The organism is Delftia sp. DS1230, assembly GCF_040112715.1.
Lineage (GTDB): Bacteria > Pseudomonadota > Gammaproteobacteria > Burkholderiales > Burkholderiaceae_C > Comamonas > Comamonas tsuruhatensis.
Map to the genome: position 1 here is coordinate 1,618,150 of NZ_CP157763.1, position 17,932 is coordinate 1,636,081.

The following is a 17,932-nucleotide window of genomic DNA, read 5'->3' on the forward strand; positions in this document are numbered from 1 at the left end:
GAGAAAGCAAGACAGAGCGAAGCTGTGTCATTCCATTGCTGCGGATTTGATAGCAAGAAATCCAGCAATGGAATGGCATCGTGTTCTGAATTGCTCTCCATCATGGCCGGATGAGTGCATCTGGCCAACATTCCCTAGGAGCAACAATGTCCATCTTCAACAAAGTCACCAAGACCTTCCAGTGGGGCCAGCACACGGTCACCATGGAAACCGGCGAGATCGCCCGCCAGGCTTCCGGCGCCGTGCTGGTCAACATCGATGACACCGTGGTGCTGGCCACCGTGGTGGCGTCCAAGCAGGCCAAGTCCGGCCAGGACTTCTTCCCGCTGACCGTCGATTACATCGAGAAGACCTACGCCGCAGGCAAGATCCCCGGCAGCTTCTTCAAGCGCGAAGCCAAGCCCAGCGAACTCGAAACCCTGACCAGCCGCCTGATCGACCGTCCGATCCGCCCGCTGTTCCCCGAAGGCTTCTACAACGACGTGCATGTGGTCATCCACACCGTGTCGCTGAACCCCGAAGTCGATGCCGACATCGCCGCCCTGATCGCCACGTCGGCCGCCCTGTCCGTGTCGGGCATTCCGTTCAACGGGCCCATCGGTGCAGCCCGCGTGGGCTACATCAATGGCGAGTACGTGCTCAACCCCGGCCAGACCCAGCGCAAGGATTCGCAGATGGATCTGGTCGTGGCCGGTACTGAAGCTGCCGTGCTGATGGTGGAGTCCGAGGCGCAGCAACTGCCTGAAGACGTGATGCTGGGCGCCGTGGTCTTCGGCCACGAGCAAGGTCGCATCGCCATTGACGCCATCCATGAACTGGTGCGCGAAGCCGGCAAGCCCGTCTGGGACTGGGTCGCTCCCGCCAAGGATGAAGAGCTGATCGCCAAGGTGGCCGCACTGGGTGACGAAGCCCTGCGCGCGGCCTACCAGATCCGCAACAAGCAAAGCCGCACGCAGGCCTGCCGCGAAGCCTACGCCGCCGTGAAGGCCGGCCTGACGGCCCAGGGCGTGGAGTTCGACGGCGTCAAGGTCGAAGGCATGCTGTTCGACATCGAGGCACGCATCGTTCGCAGCCAGATCCTGGCCGGCGAGCCGCGCATCGACGGCCGCGACACGCGCACCGTGCGTCCCATCGAAATCCGCAACTCCGTGCTGCCCCGCACGCACGGCTCGGCCCTGTTCACGCGCGGCGAGACGCAGGCCCTGGTCGTGTCCACGCTGGGCACCGAGCGCGATGCACAACGCATCGACGCGCTGGCTGGCGAGTTCGAGGACCGCTTCCTGTTCCACTACAACATGCCTCCCTTTGCCACCGGCGAAGTGGGCCGCATGGGCTCGACCAAGCGCCGCGAAATCGGCCACGGCCGTCTGGCCAAGCGCGCCCTGGCGGCCTGCCTGCCCAGCAAGGAAGAATTCCCCTACACCATCCGCGTGGTGTCGGAAATCACCGAGTCCAACGGCTCCTCGTCCATGGCCTCGGTCTGCGGCGGCTGCCTGTCGATGATGGATGCAGGCGTTCCGATGAAGGCCCACGTGGCCGGTATCGCCATGGGCCTGATCAAGGAAGACAACCGCTTCGCCGTGCTGACCGACATCCTGGGTGATGAAGATCATCTGGGCGACATGGACTTCAAGGTGGCTGGCACCACCAGCGGCATCACTGCGCTGCAGATGGACATCAAGATCCAGGGCATCACCAAGGAAATCATGCAGGTCGCCCTGGCCCAGGCCAAGGAAGCGCGCATGCACATCCTGGGCAAGATGCAGGAAGCCATGGGTGAAGCCAAGGCCGAGATCTCGTCCTTCGCTCCCAAGCTGTACACGATGAAGATCAACCCCGAGAAGATCCGTGACGTGATCGGCAAGGGCGGCTCCACCATCCGTGCACTGACCGAAGAGACCGGCACGCAGATCGACATCGGCGAAGACGGCACCATCACCATCGCTTCCAGCGATGCCGCCAAGGCCGACGAAGCCAAGCGCCGCATCGAAGAGATCACGGCCGAAGTCGAAATCGGCAAGATCTACGAAGGCCCGGTCACCAAGATCCTGGACTTCGGTGCTCTCGTGAACCTGCTGCCCGGCAAGGACGGTCTGCTGCACATCAGCCAGATTGCCCACGAGCGCGTGGAGCGCGTCGCCGACTACCTGCAGGAAGGTCAGATCATCAAGGTCAAGGTCATGGAGACCGACGAAAAGGGTCGTGTCAAGCTGTCGCTGAAGGCGTTGACCGAGCGTCCTGCCGGCATGGAGCGCAGCGAGCGCCCCGCGCCTGCCGAGCGTGAGTTCCGCCAGCCGCGTGAGCCCCGCCAGCAACGCGAGTACCGCGAGCCGCGTGAACCTCGCGAGCCCCGTGAAGGCGGTCGTCCGGCTGCCGAGGGCGAGCAGCAACAGCAACAGCAGCAGTAATGCCCGGCAAGGCCGTTCCCCAAAAAGGGGGTGGCCTTGCAGGTGCATGCGGTGACTGGAAAAAGCGCTGACCTGTTCAGCGCTTGTGGCATTTTTGACAGGGATTGCGAGGTCGAAAAATGGAAAAGCAAATCATGCGTGCCGTGGAACTCACGGACTTTGGTGGTCCCGAGGTCTTGCGCCTGGGCGAGCGTCCGCTGCCCGTGGCCGGCGCGCAGGAGTTGCTGATCCAGGTCTCGGCCAGCGGTGTCAATCGTCCTGATGTGTTGCAGCGCAAGGGGCACTACGCCCCGCCGCCCGGTGCCTCGGATCTGCCCGGGCTGGAAGTGGCCGGGGTGATCGTGTCGGGTGACGACGACGCCATGCGGCTGGCAGGCCTGCGCGTGGGCGACCGTGTGTGCGCGCTGCTGGCCGGTGGTGGCTATGCGGAGTACTGTGTTGCGCCAGTGGCCCAGTGCCTGCCCATCCCGGCGGGGCTCAGCGAGGTGGAGGCTTCGGCATTGCCCGAAACCTTCTTCACCGTCTGGAGCAATGTGTTCGATCGCGGCGCCTTGCAGGCGGGCGAAACCCTGCTGGTGCAGGGCGGCAGCAGCGGCATTGGCGTGACGGCCATCCAGTTGGCCAAGGCGCGTGGCGCCACGGTCATCGTGACGGCTGGCTCCGATGCCAAATGCGCCGACTGCCTGAAGCTGGGCGCCGACCATGCCATCAACTACCGTACCCAGGACTTTGCCGCGGAGGTGCAGCGCATCACCGACGGCAAGGGCGTGGACGTGATCCTGGACATGGTGGCGGGCAGCTATGTGGCGCGCGAAGTGCAGAGCCTGGCCGAGGATGGCCGTCTGGTCATCATTGCGGTGCAGGGCGGCATCAAGGCGGAGTTCGATGCGGGCCTGGTCCTGCGCCGTCGCCTGCTGGTGACGGGCTCCACGCTGCGTCCGCGTCCTGTCGCCTTCAAGGCGGCCATCGCCCAGGCGCTGCGGCGCGAGGTCTGGCCGCTCATCGAGGCGGGCGGTATCCGCCCTGTGATTCACAGCACCTTTGCTGCCGCTGATGCCGACAAGGCGCACGCGCTGATGGAGTCGAGTCAGCACACCGGCAAAATCGTTTTGACGTGGTAACCATGAAGAAGAAACTCATCGTCGGCAACTGGAAGATGAATGGCAGCCTGGCTGCCAATGCCGTGTTGCTCAAGGCCCTCAAGCAGGGGCTGCCCGAAGGTGGAAATGCGGGTGTGGCGGTGGCTGTGCCGGCCGCCTATCTGGCCCAGGCCCAGGCCGAGCTTGCAGGGTCGTCCATTGGCGTGGCTGCGCAGGATGTGTCGCAGCATGACTCGGGCGCCTACACGGGCGAGCTTTCGGCTGCCATGCTCCAGGATTTTGACGTGCGCTACACCTTGGTGGGGCACTCGGAGCGTCGCCAATACCATGGTGAAACCGATGCCGTGGTGGCCTTGAAGGCGCAGGCTGCGCTGGCCAAGGGCGTCACGCCCATCGTCTGTGTGGGCGAAACGCTGGCAGAGCGCGAGGCGGGGCAGACCGAGGAAGTCGTCAAGCGCCAGCTGGCAGCCGTGATCCATCAGGTGGGGCAGTGCATCAGTGAGCTGGTCGTGGCCTACGAGCCTGTCTGGGCCATCGGCACCGGCAGGACCGCAACACCCGAGCAGGCGCAGCAGGTGCATGCCGTGCTGCGCGCCCAACTGGCGGCTGCCAGCCGGCAGGCTGACCGCATCCCCTTGCTCTACGGCGGCAGCATGAATGCCTCCAATGCAGCCCAGCTTCTGGCCCAGGCCGACATTGACGGTGGTCTTGTGGGCGGGGCGTCGCTCAAGGCGCCGGATTTCCTGACCATCATCGCTGCGGCCCAGTGAGCCGGAGCAGTTTCTCCATTCGCTTTTTTAGCTCTCGCGTTACTAGCAGGTACAACCAATGAATGCATTCGCAAGCGTGATCCTCGCCGTCCAGATGCTGTCGGCACTCGGCATGATCGGCCTGATCCTGATCCAGCACGGAAAGGGCGCCGACATGGGCGCCTCGTTCGGCAGCGGCAGCTCCGGCAGCCTGTTCGGTGCCTCGGGCAGCGCGAACTTTCTGTCGCGCTCCACGGCAGGCCTGGCCACGGTGTTCTTCGTGACCACGCTGGCGCTGGCCTATCTGAGCAATGCGCGTCCCGTCAGCTCGGGCAGCGTGCTGGAAGGCGCGGCCCCCATCACGGCACCGGCTCCCGCCGTCCCTGGCGCTGCTGGCGAAGTGCCTGCTCCTGCGGCAGGTCAGGCGCCTGCTGCCGGTGCTGAAGGTGCGGCCCAGATCCCCACGAAATAATTTCGAACAAAGCCCTCGGTCCTCCTGGTCCGAGGGTTTTTCAGAGTAGAATCTAGAGATTGTTCGGTAGGCGGAATCTTTGCAACGAAGATAAAGAGCCAGCCGAAATCGAGACGTAGCCGTCGTGGTGAAATTGGTAGACACGCTATCTTGAGGGGGTAGTGGCGAAAGCTGTGCGAGTTCGAGTCTCGCCGACGGCACCAAGATATAACTAAGAGCCTGCCCTGCTGATCAGGCTGATCGGTGCGGGCATGCCTTTCAAGGTAGCCGCACACGATGAACATCGACCAGTATCTTCCCGTTCTCTTGTTCATTCTCGTCGGCATGGGTGTCGGCGTAGTCCCCCTGGTACTGGGGTATGTGCTGGGTCCGAACCGGCCCGATGCCGCCAAGAACTCTCCCTACGAATGTGGCTTCGAGGCCTTCGAAGACGCGCGCATGAAATTCGATGTGCGCTACTACCTCGTCGCCATCCTGTTCATCCTATTTGATTTGGAAATCGCCTTTCTGCTGCCCTGGGCCGTTGCGCTTCGGGACGTGGGTGGGGCTGGTTTCGCCGCTGTCCTGATTTTCCTGACCGTTCTCGTCGTGGGCTTTGTCTACGAATGGAAGAAGGGTGCGTTGGACTGGGACTGATGCGGGTTCACTAAGGAAACACGATGATCGAAGGCGTGATGAAGGAAGGCTTCATCACCACGAGTTACGACTCGGTGGTGAATTGGGCCAAGACGGGCTCGCTGTGGCCCATGACATTTGGTCTGGCCTGCTGCGCGGTCGAGATGATGCACGCTGCGGCGGCGCGTTACGACATTGGCCGCTTTGGCTCGGAGGTCTTCCGTGCCAGCCCCCGCCAGTCGGACCTGATGATTGTGGCCGGCACCCTGTGCAACAAGATGGCGCCCGCCATGCGCAAGGTCTATGACCAGATGTCCGAGCCGCGCTGGGTCATCTCCATGGGCTCGTGCGCCAATGGCGGCGGCTACTACCACTACAGCTATTCCGTGGTGCGTGGCTGCGACCGCATCGTGCCGGTCGATGTCTATGTGCCTGGCTGCCCCCCCACGGCGGAAGCCCTGATCTACGGCATCATCCAGCTGCAGCAGAAGATCCGCCGCACCCATACCATCGCTCGCGTCTAAGGGCTAGATGATGACTGCTATTGCGATTCACCCCGAAGTGCTTCGGGATGTGGTGGCTGCTGCCTTGGGCGACAAGGCGCGCAGCGTGACCGTGGCCCTGGGCGAGGTGACGGTCGAAGTGTCCGCTGCCAACTATCTGGAGGCCATGCAGGTTCTGCACAGCGCCCCGGATTGCCGGTTCGAGGTTCTGGTGGACCTGTGTGGCGTGGACTATTCCACCTATGCGGAAGTCGGCCGCGAAGGGCCGCGCTTTGCCGTGGTGTCCCACCTGCTGTCGATCAGCCTGAACCAGCGCCTGCGCGTTCGCGTCTTCTGTACCGACGACGATTTTCCGGTGGTGGCTTCGGTCACTCCCATCTGGGCCGGCGCCAACTGGTTCGAGCGCGAGGCGTTCGACCTGTTCGGCATTGTCTTCGATGGCCATGACGACCTGCGCCGCATCCTGACCGACTACGGCTTCATCGGCCATCCCTTCCGCAAGGACTTCCCGCTGTCGGGCCATGTGGAGATGCGCTATGACCCCGAACAGCAGCGCGTGGTGTACCAGCCGGTCACCATCGAGCCCCGCGAGATCACGCCGCGGATCATCCGCGAAGACAACTACGGGGGCCTGCACTGAAGGCGCTGCAGGCGCCTTTTTGATGGACGACCATGGCTGAAATCAAGAACTATTCCCTGAACTTTGGTCCGCAGCACCCGGCAGCGCACGGCGTGCTGCGCCTGGTGCTGGAGCTCGACGGTGAAGTGGTGCAGCGTGCAGACCCGCACATCGGTCTGCTGCACCGCGCGACGGAAAAACTGGCAGAGAGCAAGACCTACATCCAGTCGCTGCCCTATATGGACCGGCTGGACTACGTGTCCATGATGTGCAACGAGCACGCCTACTGCCTGGCCATCGAGAAGCTGCTGGGCATCGAAGTGCCCATTCGCGCCCAGTACATCCGCGTGATGTATTCGGAGATCACCCGCATCATGAATCACCTGATGTGGCTGGGCTCCAGCGGCAACGATGCAGGCAGCTCCACGACGCTGATCTATACCTTCCGTGAGCGCGAAGACCTCATGGACATGTACGAGGCGGTCTCCGGCGCGCGCATGCACGCGGCCTATTTCCGTCCGGGCGGCGTCTACCGCGACCTGCCCGACACCATGCCGCAGTACAAGGCCAGCAAGGTGCGCAATGCGCGCTCGGTCGAGGTCATGAACCGCAACCGCCAGGGCTCGCTGCTGGACTTCATCGACGACTTCACGCAGCGCTTCCCCAAGTGCGCCGACGAGTACGAGACCCTGCTGACCGACAACCGCATCTGGAAGCAGCGCAACGTGGACATCGGCGTGGTGACGGCCGAGCGTGCCATGAACCTGGGCCTGACCGGCCCCATGCTGCGTGCCTCCGGCGTGGCCTGGGACATGCGCAAGTCGCAGCCCTACGAGGTCTATGACCGCATGGACTTCGACGTGCCCGTGGGCAAGACCGGTGACTGCTACGACCGCTACCTGGTGCGCGTGGCCGAAATGCGCCAGTCCAACCGCATCATCAAGCAGTGCGTGGACTGGCTGCGTGCCAACCCGGGCCCGGTGATCGTGGACAACCACAAGATCGCCCCGCCGCCGCGCGAAGGGATGAAGTCCAACATGGAAGAGCTGATCCACCACTTCAAGCTCTTCACCGAAGGTTTCCGCGTGCCCGAAGGCGAGGCTTACGCGGCCATCGAACACCCCAAGGGGGAGTTCGGCATCTACATCGTGAGCGACGGGGCCAACAAGCCCTACCGCCTGAAGATCCGTCCGCCGGGATTCGCCAATCTGTCCGCCATGGACGAACTGTGCCGAGGCCACATGCTGGCCGACGCCGTGATGGTGCTGAGTACCCTGGACATCGTGTTTGGAGACGTTGACCGATGATTACCGAAGCGACCAAGGAGCGCTTTGCGCGCGAGGTGGCCAAGTACCCGGCCGACCAGAAGCAGTCGGCCGTGATGGCCTGCCTGTCCATCGTGCAGCAGGAGCAGGGCTGGGTCAGTCCCGAGAGCGAGGCCGTGATCGCCGAGTTCCTGGGCATGGCCGAGATCGCGGTGCACGAAGTCACCACGTTCTACAACATGTACAACCAGCGGCCGGTGGGCAAGTTCAAGCTGAACGTCTGCACCAACCTGCCCTGCCAGCTGCGCGACGGCTACAAGGCGCTGCACCATCTGGAATCCCGCCTGGGCATCAAGATGGGCGAGACCACGCCCGATGGCATGTTCACGCTGCAGCAGTCCGAGTGCCTGGGTGCCTGCGCGGATTCGCCGGTGATGCTGGTGAACGACCGCTGCATGTGCAGCTTCATGAGCAACGAAAAGCTCGACGAACTGATCGACGGCCTGCGCGCCGCGGAGGGCAAGGCATGAACGCCGCCGCACAATCGGTCCTGGCCAGGTTTGCCGCTTCGGGTAGCGAGACCTGCTTCCACGACCGCCACATCAATCCCCAGATCTATGCCGATCTGACCGGCGCCAACTGGTCCATCAAGGACTACGAGGCACGCGGCGGCTACCAGGCGCTGCGCAAGATCCTGGGCAAGGACGGCAGCGAAGGCCTGACGCAGGATCAGGTGATCGCCACCGTCAAGGAGTCGGGGCTGCGCGGCCGCGGCGGCGCAGGTTTCCCCACGGGCCTGAAGTGGAGCTTCATGCCCCGCCAGTTCCCGGGCCAGAAGCACTTGGTGTGCAACTCGGACGAAGGCGAGCCGGGCACCTGCAAGGACCGGGACATCCTGGTGCACAACCCCCACATCGTGATCGAGGGCATGATCATCGCGGCCTACGCGATGGGCATCTCCCTGGGCTACAACTACATCCACGGCGAAATCTTCGAGGCCTATGAGCGCTTCGAGGCTGCGCTGGAGGAAGCCCGCGCTGCCGGCTACCTGGGTGACAACATCATGGGCAGCAGCTTCAGCTTCCAGCTGCACGCGCACCATGGCTTCGGCGCCTACATCTGCGGCGAAGAGACTGCGCTGCTGGAGTCGCTGGAAGGCAAGAAGGGCCAGCCGCGCTTCAAGCCGCCGTTCCCGGCCAGCTTCGGCCTGTACGGCAAGCCCACCACCATCAACAACACCGAAACCTTTGCGGCCGTTCCCTGGATCATCCGCAACGGCGGTGCTGCGTACCTGGAGTGCGGCAAGCCCAACAATGGCGGCACCAAGATCTTCTCGGTCAGCGGCGACGTCAACCTGCCCGGCAACTACGAAGTGCCGCTGGGCACGCCCTTCAGCAAGCTGCTGGAGCTGGCGGGCGGCGTGCGCACGGGCCGCAAGCTCAAGGCCGTGATCCCCGGCGGATCGTCCTCGCCCGTGCTGCCGGCCGACATCATCATGGAATGCACGATGGACTACGACTCCATCGCCAAGGCCGGCTCCATGCTGGGCTCGGGCGCCGTGATCGTGATGGACGACTCGCGCGACATGGTCGAGAGCCTGCTGCGCCTGTCCTACTTCTACCAGCACGAGTCCTGCGGCCAGTGCACTCCCTGCCGCGAAGGCACGGGCTGGCTGTGGCGCGTGGTCAACCGAATCGAGCACGGCGAAGGCCGTCCTGAAGACATCGAGCTGTTGGACTCGGTGTCCGTGAACATCATGGGGCGCACGATCTGTGCGCTGGGCGATGCGGCAGCGATGCCGGTGCGCGCCATGATCAAGCACTTCCGCCACGAGTTTGAAGCGAAGATCCAGAACGCTTCCAAGCAGACGGTCCACGCCGCCTGATCGCGAGAAAAGCATATGGTTGAAATTGAACTGGACGGAAAGAAGGTGGAGGTCGCCGAGGGCTGCATGGTCATGCATGCAGCCGAGAAGGCAGGCACCTACATCCCGCATTTCTGCTACCACAAGAAACTTTCCATCGCCGCCAACTGCCGCATGTGCCTGGTGGACGTGGAAAAGGCCCCCAAGCCCATGCCCGCCTGCGCCACGCCCGTGACGCAGGGCATGATCGTGCGCACCAAGAGCGAGAAGGCGATCAAGGCACAGCAATCGGTGATGGAGTTCCTGCTCATCAATCACCCGCTGGACTGCCCGATCTGCGACCAGGGCGGCGAATGTCAGCTGCAGGATCTGGCCGTGGGCTACGGCAGCTCCGCCTCGCGCTACGAGGAAGAAAAGCGCGTGGTCTTCCACAAGGACGTGGGCCCGCTGATCTCCATGCAGGAGATGAGCCGCTGCATCCACTGCACCCGCTGCGTGCGCTTCGGACAGGAAGTGTCCGGCGTGATGGAGCTGGGCATGATCAACCGCGGCGAGCACTCCGAGATCACCACGGTGGTGGGCGATACGGTGGACTCCGAGCTGTCGGGCAACATGATCGATATCTGCCCCGTGGGCGCGCTGACCAGCAAGCCCTTCCGCTACAGCGCCCGCACCTGGGAGCTGTCGCGCCGCAAGTCGGTCTCGCCCCATGACTCCACGGGTGCCAACCTCATCGTCCAGGTCAAGAACCACAAGGTCCTGCGCGTCGTGCCCTTCGAGAACGAAGAGGTCAACGAGTGCTGGATCGCCGACCGCGACCGCTTCTCCTACGAAGCCTTGAACAGTGACGAACGCCTGACCCACCCCATGCTCAAGCAGGGCGGTGAGTGGAAGGAAGTCGACTGGCAGACGGCCCTCGAATACGTGGCCAATGGCCTGCGCCAGATCAAGAACGACCATGGCGCCTCCGCCATCGGCGCGCTGGTCAGCCCGCACAGCACGCTGGAAGAGCTGTTCCTGGCAGGCAAGCTGGTGCGCGGCCTGGGCAGCGAGAACATCGACCATCGCCTGCGCAACGCCGAGTTCACCGCCGCCCAGGGCGTGCAGTGGCTGGGCACGCCCATCGCCTCGCTTTCCAAGCTGCAAGGCGTCCTGGTGCTCGGCTCCAACCTGCGCAAGGACCATCCGCTGTTCGCGCAGCGCATCCGCCAGGCGGCAAAGCAGGGCTGCACCGTGCTCGCCATCAATGAGCGTGTCTACGACTGGGCCATGCCGGTGACGGCGTCCATCGTGGCAGCCCCGGACTGGGCCCAGGCGCTGGCCGATGTGGCCGCCGCCGTGGCGCAGGAAAAAGGTGCTGCCGCTCCCGTGGCCGCCGCCAACGTGCATGCCGAGGCCCAGGCCATTGCCACCGCGCTGCTGCGCGGCGAGCGCAAGGCCATCTTGCTGGGCAATGCCGCTGCGCACCACGCACAGGCATCGACCCTGCTGTCGCTGGCCAACTGGATTGCCGAGCAGACCGGCGCCTCGGTCGGCTACCTGACCGAAGCCGCCAACACGGTGGGCGCGCAGTGGGTGGGTGCACAGCCTGCCGCTTCGGGCCTGAACGCAGGCCAGATGCTGGCCGGCGGCCTCAAGGCCGTGCTGCTGCTGAACAACGAACCCGTGTTCGACTCCGCTGCCGGCGCCCGCGCCGCAGAGGCACTGGGCAAGGCCGAGATGGTCGTGACCCTGAGCCCGTTCAAGGCCAACATGGAATTCAGCGACGTGCTGCTGCCCATCGCCCCGTTCACGGAAACCTCGGGCAGCTTCGTCAACGCCGAAGGCCGCCTGCAGAGCTTCCATGCCGTGGTCAAGCCGCTGGCCGAAGCCCGTCCGGGCTGGAAGGTGCTGCGCGTTCTGGCCAACCTGCTGGGCGTGCAGGGCGTGGACTACGAGACGTCGCAGGATGTGCTCGCAGCCGCCACCGCCGGCGCCACCAGCGTGCCGGCCAACCAGCTGGGCAATGGTGCGCCTGCCGTGAATTCCATCGCCAACGGCGCCGGCCATGCCGCGCCCGTGGTGGCCAGCATTTATCAGCTCGACAGCATCGTGCGCCGCGCGACGTCGCTGCAACTGACGGCAGATGCACGTCAGGCTCGTGAGGGAGGCGCCGCATGATTGACGCACTCAAGACGGCCGGTGCCGGCCTGATCGCCGCCCCCTGGTGGACCGACGTGGCCTGGCCTGTGCTCTGGATCCTGCTGGGCATCGTCGCCATCGTCGCCCCGCTGATGGGCGCCGTGGCCTACCTGACGCTGTGGGAGCGCAAGCTGCTGGGCTTCATGCAGGTTCGCATGGGTCCCAACCGCGTGGGTCCCTTCGGCCTGCTGCAGCCCCTGGCCGATGGCCTGAAGCTGCTGACCAAGGAACTGATCCAGCCCACGGCTGCCGCCAAGGGCCTGTTCTACGTGGGTCCCGTGATGGCCATCATGCCCGCCCTGGCGGCATGGGTGGCGATCCCCTTCGGCCCCGAAGTGGCGCTGGCCAACGTCAACGCCGGCCTGCTGCTGATCATGGCCATCACGTCCATCGAAGTCTATGGCGTGATCATTGCCGGCTGGGCCTCCAACTCCAAGTACGCCTTCCTGGGCGCGCTGCGCGCCTCGGCGCAGATGGTCAGCTACGAGATCGCGCTGGGCTTCTGCTTCCTGGTGGTGATCATGGTCACGGGCAGCATGAATCTGACGCAGATCGTGCTGAGCCAGGGCCAGGGCCAGTTCGCCAGCATGGGTGCCAGCGTTCTGTCGTGGAACTGGCTGCCGCTGCTGCCGATCTTCGTGGTGTACCTGATCTCGGCCGTGGCCGAGACCAACCGCCACCCCTTCGACGTGGTCGAAGGCGAAGCCGAAATCGTGGCCGGCCACATGGTCGAGTACTCGGGCATGGGCTTTGCCATCTTCTTCCTGGCCGAGTACGCCAGCATGTGGCTGGTGTCCATCCTGGCCGTGATCATGTTCCTGGGCGGCTGGCTGCCTCCGTTCGACTTCCTGTCGTTCATCCCCGGATGGATCTGGCTGGCGGCGAAGACTTTCCTGGTCGTGTCCATGTTCATCTGGATCCGTGCCACCTTCCCGCGCTTTCGCTATGACCAGATCATGCGTCTGGGCTGGAAGATCTTCATTCCCGTCACCCTGGTGTGGCTGGTCATCGTGGGTGGCTGGATGCACTCGCCTTGGAACATCTGGAACTGAGCGGAGCAAGAATGTCTGCGGTTGCTGCTACCCCATTTTCGATCAAAGATTTCTTCAAGAGCTTCATGCTCTGGGAACTGGCCAAGGGCATGGCCCTGACTGGCCGCTACACCTTCCGCCGCAAGGTCACGGTGCAGTTCCCCGAAGAAAAGACACCTCTGTCGCCGCGTTTTCGCGGACTGCACGCCCTGCGCCGTTATGACAACGGCGAAGAGCGCTGCATCGCCTGCAAGCTGTGCGAAGCGGTCTGCCCGGCCATGGCCATCACCATCGAGTCCGATGTGCGTGACGACGGCTCGCGCCGCACCACGCGCTACGACATCGACCTGACCAAGTGCATCTTCTGCGGCTTCTGCGAGGAAAGCTGCCCGGTGGATTCCATCGTCGAGACGCATATCTTCGAATACCACGGAGAAAAGCGCGGCGACCTGTACTTCACCAAGGACATGCTGCTGGCCGTTGGCGATCGCTACGAACCCGAGATTGCCGCCGCCAAGGCTGCGGACGCCAAGTACCGCTGAAGCGGCTCCTTGATCACTTGAAAAGATTCGATCCATGGACGCCAAAACTGGTTTCTTCTATCTGTTCTCGGTCGTGCTGCTGTTTGCAGCCTTCCGGGTCGTCACGGCGCGCAACCCCGTGCACGCCGTGCTCAACCTGATCCTGGCCTTCTCGCAGGCTGCCGGCATCTGGCTTTTGCTCAAGGCCGAGTTCCTGGGCGTGACCCTGGTGCTGGTCTACCTGGGCGCCGTGATGGTGCTGTTCCTGTTCGTGGTGATGATGCTGGACATCCGCATCGACGCCGTGCGGCAGGGCTTTTGGAAGCATTTCCCCTTCGCTGCCCTGATCGGCGCACTGATCGCCTTTGAAATGGGCATGGTGCTGATGGGCGGCTTCAGCGGTGTCGAGGAGCCCAAGGCCATTGCGGCCACGGTCAACGCTGCCGGCCAGACCGTGCAGTACTCCAACACCCAGGCCCTGGGCAAGCTGCTGTACACCGAATACCTGTACCCCGTCGAGATCGCTGCCGTGATCCTGCTGGTGGCCATGATCGCCGCCATCGCCCTGACCCTGCGCAAGCGCAAGGACAGCAAGGCAGTGAACCCGGCCCAGCAGATCCGCGTGCGCGCAAAGGATCGCCTCGAGCTGGTCAAGGTGCCGGTCACCCAGGCGCCGCAGGCACCGGCCGCCGAGGCAACCCCCGCCGTGGAGACAAAAGCATGACGCTGACTTTGGGCCATTACTTGACGCTGGGCGCCATGCTGTTCGCGCTCTCCGTCGTTGGCATTTTTCTGAACCGCAAGAACCTGATCGTGCTGCTGATGGCCATCGAGCTGATGCTCCTGGCCGTCAACATGAACTTCGTGGCCTTCTCCAGCTATCTGGGTGACATGCACGGACAGGTGTTCGTGTTCTTCATCCTGACAGTGGCAGCGGCCGAGTCGGCCATCGGTCTGGCGATCCTGGTGCTTCTGTTCCGCAACAAGACCAGCATCAATGCGGAAGATCTCAACTCCCTCAAGGGTTGAGTCCGCCGTAACTTGCAAGGTTCTTAAGAATGAGTCAAACACTCTCTGCATCCATGCTCCTGGCGGTGCCGCTGGCACCGCTGGCGGGTTCCGCGCTCGCGGGTATCTGGGGCACGGCCTTCGGCGGCAACAAGATCGGTCGCGGCGGCAGCCATTCCCTCACGATTTTGGGCGTGCTGATCGCCTTCATCCTGTCGGCCATCACCTTCAACAGCGTGATCTTCGACGGGGCGCGCTTCGACCAGTCCATCTACACCTGGATGGAAATCGGCGGGCTGAAGATGGAAGTCGGTTTCCTGATCGACAGCATCACGGCCATGATGATGTGCGTGGTGACCTTCGTGTCGCTGATGGTGCACATCTACACCATCGGCTACATGCAGGAAGATGACGGCTACAACCGTTTCTTCTCCTACATCTCGCTGTTCACCTTCTCCATGTTGATGCTCGTCATGAGCAACAACCTGCTGCAGCTGTTCTTCGGCTGGGAAGCCGTGGGCCTGGTGTCGTACCTGCTGATCGGCTTCTACTACAACAAGCCCTCGGCCATCTTCGCCAACATGAAGGCCTTCCTGGTCAACCGCGTGGGCGACTTCGGCTTCATCCTGGGCATCGGCCTGATCGCTGCCTACACGGGCACCATGAACTACGGCGAGATCTTCGCCAAGCTGCCCGAGATCCAGAACACCCTGCTGCCGGGCACCGGCTGGCTGCTGGTGACGGTGACGGCCATCTGCCTGTTCATCGGCGCCATGGGCAAGTCGGCCCAGTTCCCGCTGCATGCCTGGCTGCCCGATTCGATGGAAGGCCCGACCCCCATCTCGGCACTGATCCACGCCGCCACCATGGTGACGGCCGGCATCTTCATGGTCTCGCGCATGTCGCCGCTGTACGAGCTGTCGGACACCGCGCTGAGCTTCATCCTGGTGATCGGCTCCATCACGGCGCTGTTCATGGGCGTGCTGGGCATCATCCAGAACGACATCAAGCGCGTGATCGCGTACTCCACGCTGTCGCAGCTGGGCTACATGACCGTGGCCCTGGGCGCCTCGGCCTACTCGGTGGCCGTGTTCCACCTGATGACCCACGCCTTCTTCAAGGCCCTGCTGTTCCTTGGCGCCGGCTCGGTGATCATGGGCATGCACCACAACCAGGACATCCGCTGGATGGGCGGCGTGCGCAAGTACATGCCCATCACCTGGATCACGTTCCTGCTGGGCAACCTGGCGCTGATCGGCACGCCGTTCTTCTCGGGCTTCTACTCGAAGGACGCCATCATCGAGGCCGTGCACGCCACCAACCTGCCGGGTGCTGGCTTCGCCAACTTTGCGGTGCTGGCCGGCGTGTTCATCACGGCCTTCTACTCCTTCCGCCTGTACTTCATCGTCTTCCACGGCAAGGAGCGCTACGACCAGAATCCCGATGCGCACCACCATGGCCACGATGACCACCACGCCCATGACGACCACCACGGCCATGGCCACGATGCCAAGCCGCATGAGTCGCCGCTGGTCGTGACCGGCCCGCTGATGCTGCTGGCCATCCCCTCGGTGGTGATCGGTGCCCTGGCACTGATGCCCATGCTGTTCGGTGATTTCTTCAAGGGCGTGATCCACGTCGATGGCAGCAAGCACGGCGCCATGGCCGAGCTGGCTGAGAAGATCCACGGCTGGGTGCCAATGGCGCTGCACGGCTTCACGGCCGCGCCGTTCTGGCTGGCACTGGCAGGCGTCGTCGTCTCCTACCTGTTCTACATGGTCAAGCCCGAAGTGCCTGCCGCCATCAAGTCGTCCATGCAGAAGATCGGTGTCTACCAGGCACTGGAAGGCAAGTACGGCGTGGACTGGGTCTACGAGAACATCTTCGCCCGCGGCGCACGCGCCTTCGGCAGCTTCTTCTGGAAGGTCGGCGACCAGGCCATCATCGATGGCGGCATCGTCAACGGCTCGTGGAAGCTCATCGGCCGCATCGGCCAGTGGGTGCGCAAGCTGCAGTCGGGCTATCTCTATCACTACGCGTTGGTCATGCTGCTGGGCGTGTTCGCTCTCATGACGTATTTCGTGTGGCTCAACAAGTAGTAGGGGAAGAACAAAAATGCATTGGTTGAGTCTTTCAATCTGGGTGCCGATCGCCTTCGGCGCCCTCCTGCTGGCCCTGGGCCGCGAGGATCAGGTCAAGGCAGTGCGCTGGCTGGCCCTGGTCGGCGCGCTGGCAGGCCTGGCCGTCACGCTGCCGCTGATACAGCAGTTCGACAACAGCACGGCTGCCATGCAGTTCGTGGAGAAGGCGCTGTGGATCGAGCGCTTCAACATCCACTACCACCTGGGCGTGGATGGCATCTCGTTCTGGTTCGTGCCGCTGACCGCCTTCATCACCGTGATCGTCGTGATCGCGTCGTGGGAGAACATCACCGAGCGCGTGAACCAGTACATGGGCGCCTTCCTGATCCTGTCCGGCCTGATGGTCGGCGTGTTCAGCGCGCTGGACGGCCTGCTGTTCTACGTGTTCTTCGAGGCCACGCTGATCCCGATGTACCTCATCATCGGCATCTGGGGCGGTCCCAACCGCATCTATGCGGCCTTCAAGTTCTTCCTGTACACGCTGATGGGTTCGCTGCTGACCCTGGTCGCCGTGATCTACCTGTACACCCAGTCGGGTGGCAGCTTCGAGATCCTCGACTGGCACAAGCTGCCGCTGTCCATGACGGCCCAGACGCTGATCTTCTTCGCCTTCTTCGCGGCCTTTGCCGTGAAGGTGCCGATGTGGCCGGTCCATACCTGGCTGCCCGACGTGCACGTGGAAGCGCCCACCGGCGGCTCCGCCGTGCTGGCCGCCATAATGCTGAAGCTGGGCGCCTACGGTTTCCTGCGCTTTTCCATGCCCATCGCACCCGATGCCTCGCACAAGTGGGCCTGGCTGATCATCGCCCTGTCGCTGATCGCCGTGATCTACGTGGGCGTGGTCGCCCTGGTGCAAAAGGACATGAAGAAGCTGGTGGCCTACTCGTCCGTGGCCCACATGGGCTTCGTGACCCTGGGCTTCTTCATCTTCAACCCGCTGGGCGTTGCTGGCGGCATCGTGCAGATGATTGCCCACGGCTTCGTGTCGGGCGCCATGTTCCTGTGCATCGGCGTGCTCTACGACCGCGTGCACTCGCGTGAAATCGCTTCCTACGGCGGCGTGGTCAACACCATGCCCAAGTTCGCGGCCTTCGCTCTGCTGTTCGCCATGGCCAACTGCGGCCTGCCCGCGACGGCCGGCTTCGTCGGCGAGTGGATGGTGATCCTGGGCGCTGTGCAATACAACTTCTGGATCGGCCTGGGCGCTGCCACGGCGCTGATCTTCGGCGCGGCCTATACGCTGTGGATGTACAAGCGCGTCTACCTGGGTCCTGTCACCAATGACAATGTGCGCGGCCTGACCGACATCGGCAACCGCGAGTTCCTGGTGCTGGGTCTGCTGGCCATCGCCGTGCTGTACATGGGCCTGTATCCCAAGCCCTTCACTGACGTGATGGATGTGTCCGTGGCCGAGCTGCTCAAGCATGTGGCCATGAGCAAGCTGCAGTGACCAGA

17 protein-coding genes and 1 tRNA gene are annotated in these 17,932 nt (G+C 63.5%); all 18 read left to right on the forward strand.

The genetic code is table 11. The features are described from left to right. The first annotated feature begins 146 nt into the window (after positions 1 to 146). The 18 genes from pnp to AAN986_RS07380 all read left to right on the forward strand — a co-directional run bounded on the left by pnp (position 147) and on the right by AAN986_RS07380 (position 17,927). On the forward strand, positions 147 to 2,408 hold the full coding sequence (gene pnp, locus AAN986_RS07295; protein ID WP_017404092.1) for a polyribonucleotide nucleotidyltransferase: 2,262 nt from the start codon (positions 147 to 149) through the stop codon (positions 2,406 to 2,408). Between the two features lie 119 nt (positions 2,409 to 2,527). Next, complete coding sequence (locus tag AAN986_RS07300) at positions 2,528 to 3,529, forward strand: NAD(P)H-quinone oxidoreductase (protein WP_016447714.1); 1,002 nt, start codon at positions 2,528 to 2,530, stop codon at positions 3,527 to 3,529. 2 nt (positions 3,530 to 3,531) lie between these two features. Then, positions 3,532 to 4,278 carry a triose-phosphate isomerase gene (gene tpiA / locus AAN986_RS07305; RefSeq protein WP_017404094.1) on the forward strand — a complete coding sequence of 249 codons (747 nt, stop codon included), beginning with the start codon at positions 3,532 to 3,534 and terminating at the stop codon, positions 4,276 to 4,278. A gap of 58 nt (positions 4,279 to 4,336) precedes the next feature. Continuing rightward, the gene (gene secG / locus AAN986_RS07310) at positions 4,337 to 4,729 is read left to right on the forward strand and encodes a preprotein translocase subunit SecG (protein WP_016447712.1); all 393 of its coding nucleotides are present in this window, start codon (positions 4,337 to 4,339) and stop codon (positions 4,727 to 4,729) included. A 118-nt stretch (positions 4,730 to 4,847) separates the two neighbouring features. After that, positions 4,848 to 4,932: transfer RNA gene (locus AAN986_RS07315), tRNA-Leu, on the forward strand. Positions 4,933 to 5,005: 73 nt separating this feature from the next. Continuing rightward, a complete protein-coding gene (locus tag AAN986_RS07320) occupies positions 5,006 to 5,365 on the forward strand; it encodes an NADH-quinone oxidoreductase subunit A (RefSeq protein WP_012206979.1) in 360 nt (119 codons plus the stop codon). A gap of 23 nt (positions 5,366 to 5,388) precedes the next feature. Then, positions 5,389 to 5,868 carry an NADH-quinone oxidoreductase subunit B gene (locus tag AAN986_RS07325; protein ID WP_012206978.1) on the forward strand — a complete coding sequence of 160 codons (480 nt, stop codon included), beginning with the start codon at positions 5,389 to 5,391 and terminating at the stop codon, positions 5,866 to 5,868. 10 nt (positions 5,869 to 5,878) lie between these two features. Further along, positions 5,879 to 6,487 (forward strand): NADH-quinone oxidoreductase subunit C, encoded by a 609-nt coding sequence (locus AAN986_RS07330; protein WP_026062051.1) that lies wholly within the window; start codon positions 5,879 to 5,881, stop codon positions 6,485 to 6,487. A gap of 32 nt (positions 6,488 to 6,519) precedes the next feature. After that, positions 6,520 to 7,773: an NADH-quinone oxidoreductase subunit D gene (locus AAN986_RS07335; RefSeq protein WP_016447710.1), complete on the forward strand. Its 1,254-nt coding sequence runs from the start codon at positions 6,520 to 6,522 to the stop codon at positions 7,771 to 7,773. Beyond that, entirely contained in the window at positions 7,770 to 8,261 is a 492-nt protein-coding gene (gene nuoE / locus AAN986_RS07340) for an NADH-quinone oxidoreductase subunit NuoE (protein WP_016447709.1), read from the forward strand. Before AAN986_RS07335 ends, nuoE begins: the two co-directional genes overlap by 4 nt. Continuing rightward, positions 8,258 to 9,616 (forward strand): NADH-quinone oxidoreductase subunit NuoF, encoded by a 1,359-nt coding sequence (gene nuoF / locus AAN986_RS07345; RefSeq protein WP_016447708.1) that lies wholly within the window; start codon positions 8,258 to 8,260, stop codon positions 9,614 to 9,616. The genes nuoE and nuoF overlap by 4 nt, the downstream gene beginning before the upstream one ends. Before the next feature lie 15 nt (positions 9,617 to 9,631). Then, positions 9,632 to 11,755, forward strand: a complete 2,124-nt coding sequence (nuoG, locus tag AAN986_RS07350; protein ID WP_349335602.1) for an NADH-quinone oxidoreductase subunit NuoG — start codon at positions 9,632 to 9,634, stop codon at positions 11,753 to 11,755. Beyond that, a complete protein-coding gene (nuoH, locus tag AAN986_RS07355) occupies positions 11,752 to 12,828 on the forward strand; it encodes an NADH-quinone oxidoreductase subunit NuoH (protein ID WP_016447706.1) in 1,077 nt (358 codons plus the stop codon). The genes nuoG and nuoH overlap by 4 nt, the downstream gene beginning before the upstream one ends. Positions 12,829 to 12,839: 11 nt before the next feature. Further along, entirely contained in the window at positions 12,840 to 13,349 is a 510-nt protein-coding gene (gene nuoI / locus AAN986_RS07360; protein ID WP_016447705.1) for an NADH-quinone oxidoreductase subunit NuoI, read from the forward strand. A 34-nt stretch (positions 13,350 to 13,383) separates the two neighbouring features. After that, positions 13,384 to 14,052, forward strand: a complete 669-nt coding sequence (locus AAN986_RS07365) for an NADH-quinone oxidoreductase subunit J (RefSeq protein ID WP_012206970.1) — start codon at positions 13,384 to 13,386, stop codon at positions 14,050 to 14,052. After that, entirely contained in the window at positions 14,049 to 14,357 is a 309-nt protein-coding gene (gene nuoK, locus AAN986_RS07370; protein WP_016447704.1) for an NADH-quinone oxidoreductase subunit NuoK, read from the forward strand. Before AAN986_RS07365 ends, nuoK begins: the two co-directional genes overlap by 4 nt. Before the next feature lie 29 nt (positions 14,358 to 14,386). Further along, positions 14,387 to 16,435, forward strand: a complete 2,049-nt coding sequence (gene nuoL, locus AAN986_RS07375) for an NADH-quinone oxidoreductase subunit L (protein ID WP_026062052.1) — start codon at positions 14,387 to 14,389, stop codon at positions 16,433 to 16,435. A gap of 16 nt (positions 16,436 to 16,451) precedes the next feature. Continuing rightward, positions 16,452 to 17,927, forward strand: a complete 1,476-nt coding sequence (locus AAN986_RS07380; RefSeq protein WP_047217364.1) for an NADH-quinone oxidoreductase subunit M — start codon at positions 16,452 to 16,454, stop codon at positions 17,925 to 17,927. The last annotated feature ends 5 nt before the right edge of the window (positions 17,928 to 17,932 follow it).

Bases quoted from the DNA above. Each gene is read 5' to 3' on its own strand.
- pnp (WP_017404092.1), top strand. From the start codon at position 147: ATGTCCATCTTCAACAAAGTCACCAAGACCTTCCAGTGGGGCCAGCAC.
- nuoE (WP_016447709.1), top strand. From the start codon at position 7,770: ATGATTACCGAAGCGACCAAGGAGCGCTTTGCGCGCGAGGTGGCCAAG.
- AAN986_RS07330 (WP_026062051.1), top strand. From the start codon at position 5,879: ATGACTGCTATTGCGATTCACCCCGAAGTGCTTCGGGATGTGGTGGCT.
- nuoI (WP_016447705.1), top strand. From the start codon at position 12,840: ATGTCTGCGGTTGCTGCTACCCCATTTTCGATCAAAGATTTCTTCAAG.
- nuoF (WP_016447708.1), top strand. From the start codon at position 8,258: ATGAACGCCGCCGCACAATCGGTCCTGGCCAGGTTTGCCGCTTCGGGT.
- AAN986_RS07380 (WP_047217364.1), top strand. From the start codon at position 16,452: ATGCATTGGTTGAGTCTTTCAATCTGGGTGCCGATCGCCTTCGGCGCC.
- nuoK (WP_016447704.1), top strand. From the start codon at position 14,049: ATGACGCTGACTTTGGGCCATTACTTGACGCTGGGCGCCATGCTGTTC.
- AAN986_RS07300 (WP_016447714.1), top strand. From the start codon at position 2,528: ATGGAAAAGCAAATCATGCGTGCCGTGGAACTCACGGACTTTGGTGGT.
- tpiA (WP_017404094.1), top strand. From the start codon at position 3,532: ATGAAGAAGAAACTCATCGTCGGCAACTGGAAGATGAATGGCAGCCTG.
- AAN986_RS07335 (WP_016447710.1), top strand. From the start codon at position 6,520: ATGGCTGAAATCAAGAACTATTCCCTGAACTTTGGTCCGCAGCACCCG.
- AAN986_RS07365 (WP_012206970.1), top strand. From the start codon at position 13,384: ATGGACGCCAAAACTGGTTTCTTCTATCTGTTCTCGGTCGTGCTGCTG.
- nuoG (WP_349335602.1), top strand. From the start codon at position 9,632: ATGGTTGAAATTGAACTGGACGGAAAGAAGGTGGAGGTCGCCGAGGGC.
- secG (WP_016447712.1), top strand. From the start codon at position 4,337: ATGAATGCATTCGCAAGCGTGATCCTCGCCGTCCAGATGCTGTCGGCA.
- AAN986_RS07320 (WP_012206979.1), top strand. From the start codon at position 5,006: ATGAACATCGACCAGTATCTTCCCGTTCTCTTGTTCATTCTCGTCGGC.
- AAN986_RS07325 (WP_012206978.1), top strand. From the start codon at position 5,389: ATGATCGAAGGCGTGATGAAGGAAGGCTTCATCACCACGAGTTACGAC.
- nuoL (WP_026062052.1), top strand. From the start codon at position 14,387: ATGAGTCAAACACTCTCTGCATCCATGCTCCTGGCGGTGCCGCTGGCA.
- nuoH (WP_016447706.1), top strand. From the start codon at position 11,752: ATGATTGACGCACTCAAGACGGCCGGTGCCGGCCTGATCGCCGCCCCC.